Raw genomic sequence first — 14,879 nt, 5'->3', positions numbered from 1 at the left:
GAACCAAACAGTGGACGCGAGCATACATGGACAATCCCTCGGCCTATTAGTACCGGTCAGCTCCACACCTCACGGTGCTTCCACATCCGGCCTATCAACCCAGTCGTCTACTGGGAGCCTTACCCCCTCAAGGGGGTGGGAGTCCTCATCTCGAAGCAGGCTTCCCGCTTAGATGCTTTCAGCGGTTATCCCTCCCGAACGTAGCCAACCAGCCATGCCCTTGGCAGAACAACTGGCACACCAGAGGTCCGTCCGTCCCGGTCCTCTCGTACTAGGGACAGCCCTTCTCAAGACTCCAACGCGCGCAGCGGATAGGGACCGAACTGTCTCACGACGTTCTAAACCCAGCTCGCGTACCGCTTTAATGGGCGAACAGCCCAACCCTTGGGACCGACTCCAGCCCCAGGATGCGACGAGCCGACATCGAGGTGCCAAACCATCCCGTCGATATGGACTCTTGGGGAAGATCAGCCTGTTATCCCCGGGGTACCTTTTATCCGTTGAGCGACGGCGCTTCCACAAGCCACCGCCGGATCACTAGTCCCTACTTTCGTACCTGCTCGACCCGTCAGTCTCACAGTCAAGCTCCCTTGTGCACTTACACTCACCACCTGATTGCCAACCAGGCTGAGGGAACCTTTGGGCGCCTCCGTTACCCTTTAGGAGGCAACCGCCCCAGTTAAACTACCCACCAGACACTGTCCCTGATCCGGATCACGGACCGAGGTTAGACATCCAGCACGACCAGAGTGGTATTTCAACAGCGACTCCACCACGGCTGGCGCCATGGTCTCACAGTCTCCCACCTATCCTACACAAGCCGAACCGAACACCAATATCAAGCTATAGTAAAGGTCCCGGGGTCTTTCCGTCCTGCTGCGCGAAACGAGCATCTTTACTCGTAGTGCAATTTCACCGGGCCTATGGTTGAGACAGTCGAGAAGTCGTTACGCCATTCGTGCAGGTCGGAACTTACCCGACAAGGAATTTCGCTACCTTAGGATGGTTATAGTTACCACCGCCGTTTACTGGCGCTTAAGTTCTCAGCTTCGCCACACCGAAATGTGACTAACCGGTCCCCTTAACGTTCCAGCACCGGGCAGGCGTCAGTCCGTATACATCGCCTTACGGCTTCGCACGGACCTGTGTTTTTAGTAAACAGTCGCTTCTCGCTGGTCTCTGCGGCCACCCCCAGCTCAGAGCGCAAGGCCCATCACCAGGAATGGCCCCCCTTCTCCCGAAGTTACGGGGGCATTTTGCCGAGTTCCTTAACCATAGTTCACCCGAACGCCTCGGTATTCTCTACCTGACCACCTGAGTCGGTTTAGGGTACGGGCCGCCATGAAACTCGCTAGAGGCTTTTCTCGACAGCATAGGATCATCCACTTCACCACAATCGGCTCGGCATCAGGTCTCACCCTGCATGGACGACGGATTTACCTACCGTCCGGGCTACACCCTTACCCCGGGACAACCACCGCCCGGGCTGGACTACCTTCCTGCGTCACCCCATCACTTACCTACTACCCCCTCGGATCAGCGGCTCCACCACTCCCCATCACTCCGAAGAGATCAAGGGCGGCTTCACGGCCTTAGCATCAGAGGATTCGATACTGGGCGCTTCATAGCGGGTACCGGAATATCAACCGGTTGTCCATCGACTACGCCTGTCGGCCTCGCCTTAGGTCCCGACTTACCCTGGGCAGATCAGCTTGACCCAGGAACCCTTAGTCAATCGGCGCAAACGTTTCCCACGTTTGAATCGCTACTCATGCCTGCATTCTCACTCGTGAACCGTCCACCACTACCTTCCAGTGCGGCTTCACCCGGCACACGACGCTCCCCTACCCATCACAGCCCCCGTTGGGGGTATTGCTGCAATGACACGACTTCGGCGGTATACTTGAGCCCCGCTACATTGTCGGCGCAGAATCACTAGACCAGTGAGCTATTACGCACTCTTTCAAGGGTGGCTGCTTCTAAGCCAACCTCCTGGTTGTCTCTGCGACTCCACATCCTTTCCCACTTAGCATACGCTTAGGGGCCTTAGTCGATGCTCTGGGCTGTTTCCCTCTCGACCATGGAGCTTATCCCCCACAGTCTCACTGCCGCGCTCTCACTTACCGGCATTCGGAGTTTGGCTAAGGTCAGTAACCCGGTAGGGCCCATCGCCTATCCAGTGCTCTACCTCCGGCAAGAAACACACGACGCTGCACCTAAATGCATTTCGGGGAGAACCAGCTATCACGGAGTTTGATTGGCCTTTCACCCCTAACCACAGGTCATCCCCCAGGTTTTCAACCCTGGTGGGTTCGGTCCTCCACACGGTCTTACCCGCGCTTCAACCTGCCCATGGCTAGATCACTCCGCTTCGGGTCTTGAGCGTGCTACTGAAACGCCCTATTCGGACTCGCTTTCGCTACGGCTCCCCCACACGGGTTAACCTCGCAACACACCGCAAACTCGCAGGCTCATTCTTCAAAAGGCACGCAGTCACGACAGTGCATGCAAGCACACACTGCGACGCTCCCACGGCTTGTAGGCACACGGTTTCAGGTACTATTTCACTCCGCTCCCGCGGTACTTTTCACCATTCCCTCACGGTACTATCCGCTATCGGTCACCAGGGAATATTTAGGCTTAACGGGTGGTCCCGCCAGATTCACACAGGATTTCTCGGGCCCTGTGCTACTTGGGTGATCTCCAAGAGAGCCGTACACATTTCAGCTACGGGGGTCTTACCCTCTACGCCGGGCCTTTCGCATGCCCTTCGCCTACACATACGGTTTCTGACTCTCCGACCGGCCGGCAGACCGATCAAGGAAACTCCCACAACCCCGCTGACGCAACCCCTGCCGGGTATCACACGCCAACGGTTTGGCCTCATCCGGTTTCGCTCGCCACTACTCCCGGAATCACGGTTGTTTTCTCTTCCTGCGGGTACTGAGATGTTTCACTTCCCCGCGTTCCCTCCACACTGCCTATGAGTTCAGCAGCGGGTGACAGCCCATGACGACTGCCGGGTTTCCCCATTCGGACACCCCCGGATCAAAGCTTGGTTGACAGCTCCCCGGGGCCTATCGTGGCCTCCCACGTCCTTCATCGGTTCCTGGTGCCAAGGCATCCACCGTGCGCCCTTAATAAATTGGCCACAGATGCTCGCGTCCACTGTTCAGTTCTCAAGCCACGACCGGTCACCCACAAACCACACCCGAAAGCATGATCCGACAGGCCCCGATAACACGAAGGAACACCAACGGCATTCCCTCAGGACCCAACAGCGTGCCCGACACCACCACCCCCGACCCCACCGTTCCATACCCCCGAAGAGGTCGTACTAGATCGAGCCGGCGAACCGGCAGTGCCGAATAGTCAACGTTCCACCCATGAGCAACCAGCACCGGACACTCGCCGATGAACTGGCCCCCTGACCACCTTGCGATGGTAGGAAGTGCTCCTTAGAAAGGAGGTGATCCAGCCGCACCTTCCGGTACGGCTACCTTGTTACGACTTCGTCCCAATCGCCAGTCCCACCTTCGACGACTCCCTCCCACAAGGGGTTAGGCCGCCGGCTTCGGGTGTTACCGACTTTCGTGACGTGACGGGCGGTGTGTACAAGGCCCGGGAACGTATTCACCGCAGCAATGCTGATCTGCGATTACTAGCGACTCCGACTTCATGGGGTCGAGTTGCAGACCCCAATCCGAACTGAGACCGGCTTTTTGAGATTCGCTCCACCTCACGGTATCGCAGCTCATTGTACCGGCCATTGTAGCACGTGTGCAGCCCAAGACATAAGGGGCATGATGACTTGACGTCGTCCCCACCTTCCTCCGAGTTGACCCCGGCGGTCTCCTGTGAGTCCCCAGCACCACAAGGGCCTGCTGGCAACACAGGACAAGGGTTGCGCTCGTTGCGGGACTTAACCCAACATCTCACGACACGAGCTGACGACAGCCATGCACCACCTGTACACCAACCACAAGGGGGGCTCTGTCTCCAGAGCTTTCTGGTGTATGTCAAGCCTTGGTAAGGTTCTTCGCGTTGCGTCGAATTAAGCCACATGCTCCGCCGCTTGTGCGGGCCCCCGTCAATTCCTTTGAGTTTTAGCCTTGCGGCCGTACTCCCCAGGCGGGGAACTTAATGCGTTAGCTGCGGCACGGACGACGTGGAATGTCGCCCACACCTAGTTCCCAACGTTTACGGCGTGGACTACCAGGGTATCTAATCCTGTTCGCTCCCCACGCTTTCGCTCCTCAGCGTCAGTATCGGCCCAGAGATCCGCCTTCGCCACCGGTGTTCCTCCTGATATCTGCGCATTTCACCGCTACACCAGGAATTCCGATCTCCCCTACCGAACTCTAGCCTGCCCGTATCGAATGCAGACCCGGAGTTAAGCCCCGGGCTTTCACATCCGACGTGACAAACCGCCTACGAGCTCTTTACGCCCAATAATTCCGGACAACGCTCGCACCCTACGTATTACCGCGGCTGCTGGCACGTAGTTAGCCGGTGCTTCTTCTGCAGGTACCGTCACTTGCGCTTCTTCCCTGCTGAAAGAGGTTTACAACCCGAAGGCCGTCATCCCTCACGCGGCGTCGCTGCATCAGGCTTTCGCCCATTGTGCAATATTCCCCACTGCTGCCTCCCGTAGGAGTCTGGGCCGTGTCTCAGTCCCAGTGTGGCCGGTCGCCCTCTCAGGCCGGCTACCCGTCGTCGCCTTGGTAGGCCATCACCCCACCAACAAGCTGATAGGCCGCGGGCTCATCCTGCACCGCCGGAGCTTTCCACCCGTCCCCATGCGAGGACAGGTCGTATCCGGTATTAGACCCCGTTTCCAGGGCTTGTCCCAGAGTGCAGGGCAGATTGCCCACGTGTTACTCACCCGTTCGCCACTGATCCACCCCGAAGGGCTTCACCGTTCGACTTGCATGTGTTAAGCACGCCGCCAGCGTTCGTCCTGAGCCAGGATCAAACTCTCCGTGAATGCTTCCAGGTAATCCTGGCAACACCCGCGAAAGAGCGGCACAGTCCAACGGAATAAGCCGGACCGTGCACAGCGTCCTCGCTGTGTGTTTTTCTTCAAAGGAACCTCGCCCTCAGAGATGATCTCCGAGAGACGGGGTATCAACATATCTGGCGTTGACTTTTGGCACGCTGTTGAGTTCTCAAGGAACGGACGCTTCCTTCGGTCACCGTCTCCGGCTGCCCTCCGGGCTTTCCCTTCGTGTCTCCGACTCTATCAGACGCTTTCCAGTGTCCGATCCCCGTCGGCGGGGTTTTTCTTTCGTTCTGCGTTTCCGACTCTATCAGACGCTTTCCGGCGCCTGACCCCCGGTCAGCGGGGTCTGTCTTTGTCGTTCTGTTTCCGACTCTATCAGACCCTTTTCAGTGTCTGACCCCCGGTCAGCGGGGCTTGTCTTTCCGGCTGTTGGGCCGTTCCGACGAGTGAGACTTTAGCGGACCCGCGTCGCCCGGGCCAAATCGGCCGGAGGATTCGAACTCCACTCCCATCCCGCGAAAACACACACGAAAACGGGGGCGTGCCAAAGCGCGCGCCGTGTCGAGTGGTTCCTGCGAAATGGCTGCCCGGGGACCGATCGGGATCGGCGCTCACGTCAGACAGCTCGGAGGACATTACTCACCGACGGGGGCGGTGTCAAGCACCACCCCGGAGGGCGGGTAGGGCGGCAGGTGAGGCGTGGACCGGCAGGGAGGAGCCGACCTCAGTCCAGGTCCTCCAGCCGACCGCCGGCGTCCGGCTGGGCGAACTCCACCCGGCGCAGCAGACGGGTGAGGATCTCACCGAGGGCGCCGCGCTCGTCCGGAGCCAGGTCCTGGAGGAGGTCGTCCTCGAAGACCGAGGCCAGGCGCATGGTCTGGAGCCACTTCTCCCGGCCGTCGTCGGTCAGCTCGACGATGACGCGGACCCGGTTGGCCTCGTCCCGGGCCCGGGTGACCAGGCCCTCCGCGACCATGCGGTCGATGCGGTGGGTCATGGCGGCGGGGGTGAGCCCCAGCCGCTTGGCGAGGTCGCCGGGGCCGAGCTGGTAGGGCCGGCCGACGACCACAAGGGCCTTGAGCACCTCCCACTCGGCGTTGCTGATGCCGAGGTCGGAGAGCTGTCTGCCGTAGGCGACGTTCATCCGTCGGTTCAGCCGGCCGAGAGCCGTGACGACCTTCTCGACCTGCGGATCGACTTCCGGATACTCGCGCTGGTACGCGGCGATCTGCTCGTCGAGGCCCAGCTCCTGGGGGGCTCCTGCGGAACCCGCGGCTGCGGTCATGTCACTGAGTATGCCACGCGAAGTCGATTGCCCTAAAGACCTTCGACATGTACTCTTTAGCTTCGAACTTTACTACTGAAGTCTTCAGTCCGAAGTTGTTCGGTCGGGGACTTCCGACCTGGAGAGGTGATCGTGACCACCGCGACGGGCGCCGCGCTGCGCCGGATTCAGCTGGGGAACGCGTTGAGCGCGTTCGGCAACGGGTTCACCGTGCCCTTCACGTTCGTCTACGTGGCGCAGGTGCGCGGGCTGGGCGCCGGCGTCGCGGGGGCGGTGCTGGCCACGTTCGCCGTCGCCGCACTCGTCGTGCTGCCCTTCACCGGCCGGGCGATCGACCGGCGCGGGCCGGTGCCGGTGGCTGTTGCCGGCACCGTGCTGGCGGCGGCCGGCTCGCTCGGGCTGGGGCTGTCCGGGCAGGAGCTCGTGGTGATCGCGGCCGCGGGCGTGCTCGGCGCCGGCATAGCGGTGGTGCAGCCGGCGCTGGCCACGATGATCGTCTGGTGTTCCACCACGGCCACCCGGTCGCGGGCCTTCGCCATGCAGTTCTTCCTGAACAACGTGGGCCTGGGGGTGGGGGGCCTGCTGGGCGGGCTCATCGTGGACACCGCGCACCCGTCGTCGTTCATCCGGCTGTTCGCGATCGAGTCCGCGATGTTCCTGGTGCTGGGCGCGGTCGTGGCCACCACCCGGCTGGCCGTCCCGTCCGCGCCGGCGATCGGCCTGGTCCGGGAGGTCGAGGGACTCCAGGCGGACGGGGGCGTCGGGAGCCGCGAGCAGGAGATCGGGGCGCGGGAGGCCCGGGACGCCGCCCGGGCCGGTGGCGGCCTCCGGGTGATGGCGGGCGACCGCGCCATGGTGATGGTGTGCGTGCTCGGCTTCGTGATGTTCTTCGCCTGCTACGGCCAGTTCGAGTCGGGGCTGTCGGCGTACGCGGTCGAGGTCACCCGGATCTCCCCGGCGACGCTGGGTGCGGCCCTCGCGGCCAACACGGCGATGATCGTGGCGGCGCAGTTCCTGGTGCTGCGGATCGTGGAGCGCCGGCGGCGCAGCAGGGTGATCGCGGCGGTGGGCCTGGTGTGGTCGGTCGCGTGGCTGGCGGCGGGCGCGTCGGGGCTGGTGCACGGCAGCCATGCCCTGGCGGTGGCGGCGATCATCTCCACCTACGCGCTGTTCGGGCTCGGCGAGTCCATGCTGGCGCCGACGGTGAACCCGCTGGTCGCCGATCTGGCGCCGGAGCGCATGGTGGGCCAGTACAACGCGGCGTTCGCGCTGGTGAAGCAGTTGGCGCTGGCGCTGGGTCCGGCGGTGGCCGGGCTGGTGGCGGCGGCCGGGGTGTATCCGGCGTACATCGTGATGCTGGTGGTGTGCTCGCTGCTGATCTCGGCGGTGGCGCTGCGGATGGCGCGGCACCTGTCCGCCGAGCAGGACAGCCCGCACCGGGCCCGGGTGGTGGCCGTGGCGGTCCGTCCCGTGGTGGAGACGGGAACGGCCGGGGCCGTCGTTCCGGAGCCGGCCGCGCGCGAAGGCCGGGAGCCGGCGGTGGGTGCCCACGGCACCGCCGCGGCGGAGTGCGTCTGCTGCTGACCGTGGTTCCGGAGCCGCCGGGGGCCTGAGGTCCTCGGCGGCTCCGGCGCGTCCGGAGGTGGGGCGGCTACTCGGGCAGCGTGAACTCGCACCAGACGGCCTTGCCGCCGCCCGGGGTGCGCCGCGAGCCCCAGTTCGTCGCGATGGTGGCGACGATGGAGATACCGCGGCCGTCCTCGTCACCGGGTTCGGCCCGGCGGCGGCGCGGCAGGTGCTCGTCGCCGTCGGTGACCTCGATGATCAGCCGCCGGTCGGTACGGCGCAGCCGCAGCCGCATCGGCGGCACCCCGTGCTTGAGCGAGTTGGCGACGAGTTCGCTGGCCGCGAGGACGCCGAGGTCGCGCAGCTCGACGGGGAAGCGCCAGGAGGCGAGCACCCCGGAGGCGAAGGCCCGCGCCCGCGGGGCGGCCTCGACCCCGCCGAGGAGGTCGAGTGAGGCGTTGTGGAAGAGCTCCGCGTCGGCCCCGGTGTGCTCGGGGTGCTGGAAGACGAGGACGGCCACGTCGTCGTCGTGCTCGGAGGTGACGCCGAGGGAGCGCAGCAGCCGGTCGCAGATCACCTGCGGCGAGCCGGTGGCGCCGGCCAGGGCCCGGGTGAGGGCGCCGACGCCGACGTCGATGTCCTGGTCGCGGCGCTCGATGAGGCCGTCGGTGTAGAGCACGGCGGTGCTGCCGGGGCCGAGCGGCAGGGTGCCGGTGGTGTGCATCCAGCCGCCGGTGCCGAGCGGCGGGCCGGTGGGCTCCTCCGTGCGGTGGACGGTGCCGTCGGCGTCGCGGACCAGGATCGGCAGGTGGCCGGCGCTGGCGTACGACAGCAGGCCCTCGCTCGGGTCGTGGACGGCGTAGACGCAGGTGGCGATCTGGGTGGCGTCGATCTCCGAGGCCAGCCCGTCGAGCAGCTGGACGACCTCGTGCGGGGGCAGGTCGAGGCGGGCGTAGGCGCGGACGGCGGTGCGCAGCTGGCCCATGACGGCGGCGGCACGCACCCCGCGGCCCATGACGTCGCCGATGACGAGGGCGGTGCGGCCGGCGCCGAGGGTGATCACGTCGTACCAGTCGCCGCCGACGGCCGCGTCGGTGCCGCCGGGCTGGTAGGTGGCGGCCACCCGCAGGTCGTCGGGCTGCTCCAGCTCCTGGGGCAGCAGGCTGCGCTGGAGGGTGACGGCCGTCTCGTGCAGGCGGCGCTCGCTCTCCCGGAGCCGCTCGGCCGACTGGACCTGGTCGGTGACGTCGGCGCCGAAGACCAGGACGCCGCGCCGCTCGGGGTCCGGGTCGCCGGCGTGCACCGGGGTGCAGGTGAAGGTGAAGTAGCCCTGGCGGGGGACGGTGCCCGGCTCGGACCAGTCGACCTTGCGGGCCTTGACGGTGCGCGGCCGGCCGCTGCGGTGGACCTGGTCCATCAGCGGCAGCAGCCCGAGGCCGTCCAGTTCCGGGAGGACTCCGGCGGCGGGCAGCCCGGTGTCGCGGTGGCCGAAGACCTCGGCGTAGGCGTCGTTGACGAAGCGGACGCGGTGGTCGGGGCCGCGGGTGACGGCGATGAGCGCGGGCAGCCGGCTGAGCACGCCGCGCACGGTGGTCTCGACCTCGGGGGTGGCGCCGGGCGGGTCCTGCGGGCCGGGGTGCCGTCAGGGTCTTCGGGGCGGGTGGGGCCGGCCGGGGTGCCGGGCCGGGGTGCCGGGGGCGGGCGCGGGTCGGCGGCCTTGGCCCGGGCCGCGGGTACGGCACCGCGGCGCGGTGTTCCGGAGAGCCGGGCGCTCCAGCGGGTGAGGTTCAAACGTCCGATTCCTCGTATTTGTCACTCTTTGCCGGTGCGACTGCACGCGTGGTCACCCGTCCAGTGTGGCCGAACCGCGGCCCGAGGGGGAATCTCGGCGACGCCCGGGCGTGGGGCGGCGTCAGGGAGCGTCCGGTCCCTGCTCCGGCCCGGCGACCCGTTCGAATTCCGCGCGCGGGTGTTCGAGAGAACCCAGGGAGACGATCTCCCGCTTGAAGAACCCCGCCAGCGTCCACTCCGCGAGCACCCGCGCCTTGCGGTTGAAGGTGGGCAGCCGGCTGAGGTGGTAGGCGCGGTGGACCAGCCAGGCCGGGTAGCCGGTGATGGTGCGGCCGCGGATCTGCGCCACCCCCTCGTGCAGGCCCAGCGAGACGACGTTGCCGGTCAGCCGGTGCCGGTACTCCGCGCTCTCACCGCCGCGCAGCTCGGCGGCGAGGTTGTCGGCCAGCACCCGGGCCTGCCGGACGGCGTGCTGGGCGTTGGGCTCGCAGACCGCCCCGGGCAGCCCCGCGGCCAGGTCGGGCACGTCGGCGGCGTCGCCGGCCGACCACACGCCGGGCACCCCCTCCACCCGCAGCGACGCGTCGGCGCGCAGCCGGCCCCGGGGGGACAGCGGCAGCCCGGTCTCGGCCAGCAGCGGGGCTGGGCGCACGCCGGCGGTCCACACCAGCGTCCTGGTCGGCATCTGGTCGCCGTCGGAGAGCACCACGAGCCGGTCCCGGCAGGACCGCAGCCGCGTCTCCAGCCGCACCTCGACGTTGCGGCCGCGCAGCTCGCGCAGCACGTACCGGCCCAGCGCCTCGCCGGCCTCGGGCAGCAGCCGCGCGGACGCCTCCACCAGCACCCACCTCAGGTCCTCGGCACGGACGTTGTGGTAGTGCCGGACGGCGTAGCGGGCCATGTTCTCCAGCTCCGCCAGCGCCTCCACCCCGGCGTAGCCGCCGCCGACGAAGACGAACGTCAGGGCGGCCTCCCGGACCTCGGCGTCGCGGGTGGAGGAGGCGATGTCGAGCTGCTCCAGGACGTGGTTGCGCAGCCCGATGGCCTCCTCGACGGTGCGGAAGCCGACGCCGTGCTCGGCCAGGCCCGGCACCGGCACGGTCCGCGACACGCAGCCGGGGGCCAGCACCAGCTGGTCGTACCGGAGCTCCAGGGGGTCGGCGCCCTCCTCGTCGCTGGCCGGGGTGGCGACGACCGCGGTGCCCTTTACCGGATCGAGGGCGCGCGCCTCGCCCACCACGATCCGGCAGCCCGGCAGCACCCGGCGCAGCGGCACCACGACGTGCCGGGGCGAGATCGCCCCGGCGGCGGCCTCCGGCAGCAGCGGCTGATAGGTCATGTACGGACGGGGTTCGACCACGGTGATCTCGGCCTCGCCGGGCTCCAGTCTGCGCTGGAGCCGCAGGGCGGTATACATCCCGATATAGCCGCCGCCGATGACGAGAATGCGCGGTGTGCTTGCCCTGGCCGTCGCCCCAGACTCCGTCGTCATTGCTCCATGACGCAATGGACCGGGACCGTTTGTCCACAGGGCGGACCGACGTTTCCGGGTGATTTCCGCGAATTCGCAGGTCAACCGCGAAACGCCAGGCACTGGCGGGCGGGCGGCCGACGGGCCGAACCGTGCTCGCGGAAGTCGCCGTCCACGTGGGCCGCGTGGGCCCCCTTCTTTCTTGCGACGGCCTCAACTATGTTCGTATCTCGTAGTACCCGCGCGGACCCGCGCGGTGATCTTCACCATGGGTGGGGAGTCTCCGGGGGGAGACTTTGGAATTTCCGGGGGATGGGACAAATGCACATTCACGACTCTCAGCGTGCTTCGGCGTCCGCTTCCGACGGGCAGCCGGTGAGCCGGCCGGCTCCGCTGCGGGTGGACGCCCAACGCAACCTCGAACACGTGCTGCGGGCTGCCCGCGAGGTGTTCGGTGAGCTCGGGTACGGCGCTCCGATGGAGGACGTGGCACGCCGCGCCCGCGTCGGGGTCGGCACCGTCTACCGGCGCTTCCCGAGCAAGGACGTGCTGGTCCGGCGGATCGCGCAGGAGGAGACCGCGCGGCTGACCGACCAGGCGCGCACCGCGCTCGGGCAGGAGGAGGAGGCGTGGGCCGCACTGGCCCGCTTCCTGCGCTCCTCGGCCGCGTCGGGCGCCGGCCGGCTGCTGCCGCCGCAGGTGCTGCGGGTGGATCAGGACCCGGGCGGCGGCCCTGACAGAAGCCAGGTCGGAAGGCCGGACGTGCCTTCGGACCGCGACTCCGAGGCGGCTCGGGTGCCCGGGCAGCGCGTTCCGGACGCCCTGGCGGGCACCGTCGCGGGCGGGGCGCCGGGCGGGTCCGGCAACGGTTCCGGGACGCGGGACGCGGTGGCCGCGGCCGCCCACCCTGCGGACGCGTTCGCCGATCCGGCCGGGCGCGCCCACACCGAGCACCAGCACGACGACGACGGCGGCGTGGGCACCCTGCTCGACGTCGTCGGACAACTGGTCGAACGCGCCCGTACGGCGGGTGAGCTGCGGTTGGACGTCTCCGTGGCCGACGTGCTGCTGGTGATCGCCGCCGCGGCGCCCGCGCTGCCGGACGCCGCCCAGCACGCGGCGGCCTCCGGGCGGCTGCTCGACATCCTGCTCGACGGGCTGCGCTCCCGGCCCGCCGAGCCGCTGGCGGGCCCCGGCGCGGCCTCGTTGGAGGCGGGGCCGGTCGGCTGACCGCGGGGGACCGGGAACCGTACGGGAAGGGTGAACGGTCCGGCCCACGGACGGGTGGTTCCGTCCGTTGGACCGGACCAACACCCCTTCCGTGTGCCAGTCTTGGCGCGTGGATGAGGTGAACGGCGAGCCGGGTCCCGCTTCGGCGGACTCGGCCGCGGGCGGGGCGGAGCCGGCGCGATGGGTTCCGGAGCAGCGCGAGCGGGTCGTCCGGCCCGAAAGCCGCACCGACGCGCGGAGCGACACCCGGGGCGAGGCACGGGGCGACGCCTGGGCCGACCCGGCACCGGACGCCGACACCGCGGGCGACACCCCGTCAGATACGGGCGGCCCGGACCCGGGCGCGACAGCGGGCCTCACCGCCATGGCTTCTGACGTGCCATCGGTTCCACCGCAGGGCGGCGGTCCGGGCGGCGGTTCCGTGCCCGAGCGCGTCCTGGGGCGCCCCGCGCGGGCGATCGGTTCACCGACGGCAGCGGGCCCGGACCGACCGGGCACCGGGTCTGGACCCGCGACAGGGACGGGGACGGGGCGGGAGCCGCGCGGGTCCACGCTGCGGCCGCCCGCCACGGACCCTTCCGCCGGCCGGTCCGCCGGTCGGCCCGCCGAGACCGTCCCCGCCCAGGGGAGCGCGCCCGGCGCCGTTCCCGTACCGGCCCCCTCGCCCGCGCCCGCCGACGACGACGAGCCGGCCGGCCATCCCGGCGGCGGGCCGGAGCCGGCGGACGGCCCGGCGCTGTCCGACGCCGAGCTGGTGGACCAGGTCCGGGCTGGCCGGGACAGCGCGTACGGCGAGCTGTACCGCCGGCACGTCGACGCCGTTCGCCGCTATGCCCGCACCTGCTGCCGCGACGCCCACACCGCCGAGGACCTCACCGGCGAGGTCTTCGCCCGCACCCTCCAGGCCGTCCGGGGCGGCAGCGGCCCCCGGTCCGCGGTACGCGCCTACCTGCTCACCACCGTCCGGCGGGTCGCCGCCGCCTGGGGCAGCACCGCCCGCCGCGAGCACCTGGTCGAGGACTTCGCGGTGTTCGCCGTCACCGCAGCCGGTGCCGAGGCCACCGCCCGGCGCGCCGACGTGGGTGCCGACGTCTTCGCCATGCGCGAGGCCGAGCGCTCGCTGGCGATCCGCGCCTTCCGCGCGCTGCCCGAGCGGTGGCAGACGGTGCTGTGGCACACCGCGGTGGAGGAGGAGTCGCCCAGCGACATCGCGCCGCTGCTGGGGCTGACGCCCAACGCCACGGCGGTACTCGCCCACCGCGCCCGCGAGGGACTGCGCCAGGCGTACCTCCAGGCCCACGTCAGCGAGGCGCTCACCGCCGAGGGCGAGTGCGCCCGCTACGCGGACCGGCTCGGCGCCCACGCCCGCGGCGGCCTGCGGATGCGCGCCGACCGCGAGCTCAACCGCCACCTCAAGGAGTGCCCGCGCTGCACGGCGGCCTCCCTGGAGCTGGCGGACCTCAACTCCGCGCTCAAGGGTCTGCTGCCGGTCGCGTACATCGGCTGGTTCGCGGCGGCTTACGCCGCAAAGGCCGCGGGTGCCGTGGTGGCGGGCGGCGGCGCCGCGGGCGCGGCGGTCGGCGGCGCGGCCGCCGCGGCCTCCGGGAGCGGCGGTACGGCGGGGGCGCGGGCGGGCGGCCGCCGCCGCCGAGGGCATCGGCGCGCCCGTGAAGGTCGGGGTCGCGGCGGCCGTGGTGGTCGCCGCGGCGGCGACCGCCCTCGCGCTCACCCTCACCGGTGGCGACGCCAGGCATCCGGTCCCGCACGCCCAGCCCGCGGCGAGTCCACCGGTCGCCGGGGCGCCCGCGCCGAAGCCGGCCCCGTCCACCGCTCAGCCGGCGGCGCCCGTACCGCCGCCCGCGGCGGCAGCCCCCTCCCCCGCGCCGGCCACGTCCGCGGCACCGGCCGCCGAACCGCCGCCGGCGCCCACCCCGACGCCGACGCCGACGCAGAGCCCGCCGTCAGCGCCCACACCCACACCCACCCCGACGCCGACTCCGCCTCCGACGACCCCCGCCCCGCCACCTCCGGCGCCGACCACCACCTACCTGGTGAGTGCCCTTCCCGCCGGGTGGCCGGGGGACGGCTCGGACAGCCCGGCCATCCTGCGGCACGGCGGCCCGGAGAGCTGGTGGTGGGACCGCTCGTACCTGTCCGTCGGCGGCACCCGCTACCGCCACGGCATCACCGTGCACGCGCCGTCCACGGTCACCATCGCCCTCAACCGCGCGTGCACCGCCTACGACGCGGAGGCCGGTGTCGACGACCTCGCCCCGGCGGCGACGCCGCTGGTCAGGTCGGGTGCCGTGCGCTTCTCGGTGCTCGGCGACGGCACCCCGCTGTGGACCTCGCCACCGCTCCACCCGGGCGACCCCGCCGTCCCCGTGCACGTCGGCCTGGACGGCCTGCGGACGGTCACGCTCGTCGTCCGCCCGGTCCGCGGCACCTTCCCGTTCGGGTTGGCGGGCCTCGCGGACTGGGCGGACTCCGTGATCACCTGCCAGTAGCCGCGAAACGCCCGTGGGGCGGCGGGC

Annotated in this window: 4 protein-coding genes, 2 rRNA genes and 2 pseudogenes; 3 read left to right on the top strand and 5 right to left on the bottom strand. The window is 69.0% G+C overall.

Annotation, left to right across the window (positions count from 1 at the left end):
- Positions 1-26: 26 nt before the first annotated feature.
- The 3 genes from BS72_RS18090 to BS72_RS18080 form a co-directional block, all read right to left on the bottom strand.
- Positions 27-3,151: ribosomal RNA gene (locus tag BS72_RS18090) — 23S ribosomal RNA — on the bottom strand.
- Between the two features lie 311 nt (positions 3,152-3,462).
- Positions 3,463-4,987: ribosomal RNA gene (locus BS72_RS18085) — 16S ribosomal RNA — on the bottom strand.
- The 16S and 23S rRNA genes sit together here, the layout of an rRNA operon.
- Before the next feature lie 739 nt (positions 4,988-5,726).
- The gene (locus tag BS72_RS18080; RefSeq protein ID WP_037911848.1) at positions 5,727-6,287 is read right to left on the bottom strand and encodes a MarR family winged helix-turn-helix transcriptional regulator; all 561 of its coding nucleotides are present in this window, start codon (positions 6,285-6,287) and stop codon (positions 5,727-5,729) included.
- A gap of 132 nt (positions 6,288-6,419) precedes the next feature.
- Here BS72_RS18080 and BS72_RS18075 point away from each other — a divergent pair, with 132 nt between their 5' ends.
- Positions 6,420-7,871: an MFS transporter gene (locus tag BS72_RS18075; protein ID WP_078901846.1), complete on the top strand. Its 1,452-nt coding sequence runs from the start codon at positions 6,420-6,422 to the stop codon at positions 7,869-7,871.
- 67 nt (positions 7,872-7,938) lie between these two features.
- Here the strand turns inward: BS72_RS18075 and BS72_RS18070 are convergent.
- Both BS72_RS18070 and BS72_RS18065 read right to left on the bottom strand, forming a co-directional pair.
- A pseudogene (locus tag BS72_RS18070) lies at positions 7,939-9,644 on the bottom strand (ATP-binding SpoIIE family protein phosphatase).
- A gap of 121 nt (positions 9,645-9,765) precedes the next feature.
- A complete protein-coding gene (locus BS72_RS18065) occupies positions 9,766-11,136 on the bottom strand; it encodes an NAD(P)/FAD-dependent oxidoreductase (RefSeq protein WP_078901452.1) in 1,371 nt (456 codons plus the stop codon).
- Positions 11,137-11,436: 300 nt separating this feature from the next.
- On the opposite strand from BS72_RS18065, the gene BS72_RS18060 reads away from it, so the two are divergent.
- Together BS72_RS18060 and BS72_RS37330 are read left to right on the top strand one after the other, a co-directional pair.
- Positions 11,437-12,345, top strand: coding sequence for a TetR/AcrR family transcriptional regulator (locus BS72_RS18060; RefSeq protein WP_051951222.1), 909 nt, complete (start codon positions 11,437-11,439; stop codon positions 12,343-12,345).
- A 364-nt stretch (positions 12,346-12,709) separates the two neighbouring features.
- Positions 12,710-14,852: pseudogene (locus tag BS72_RS37330) on the top strand (sigma-70 family RNA polymerase sigma factor).
- Positions 14,853-14,879: the final 27 nt, after the last annotated feature.

This window comes from Actinacidiphila yeochonensis CN732 (assembly GCF_000745345.1).
Lineage (GTDB): Bacteria > Actinomycetota > Actinomycetes > Streptomycetales > Streptomycetaceae > Actinacidiphila > Actinacidiphila yeochonensis.
This window is presented reverse-complemented; position numbering and strand designations above follow the sequence as displayed.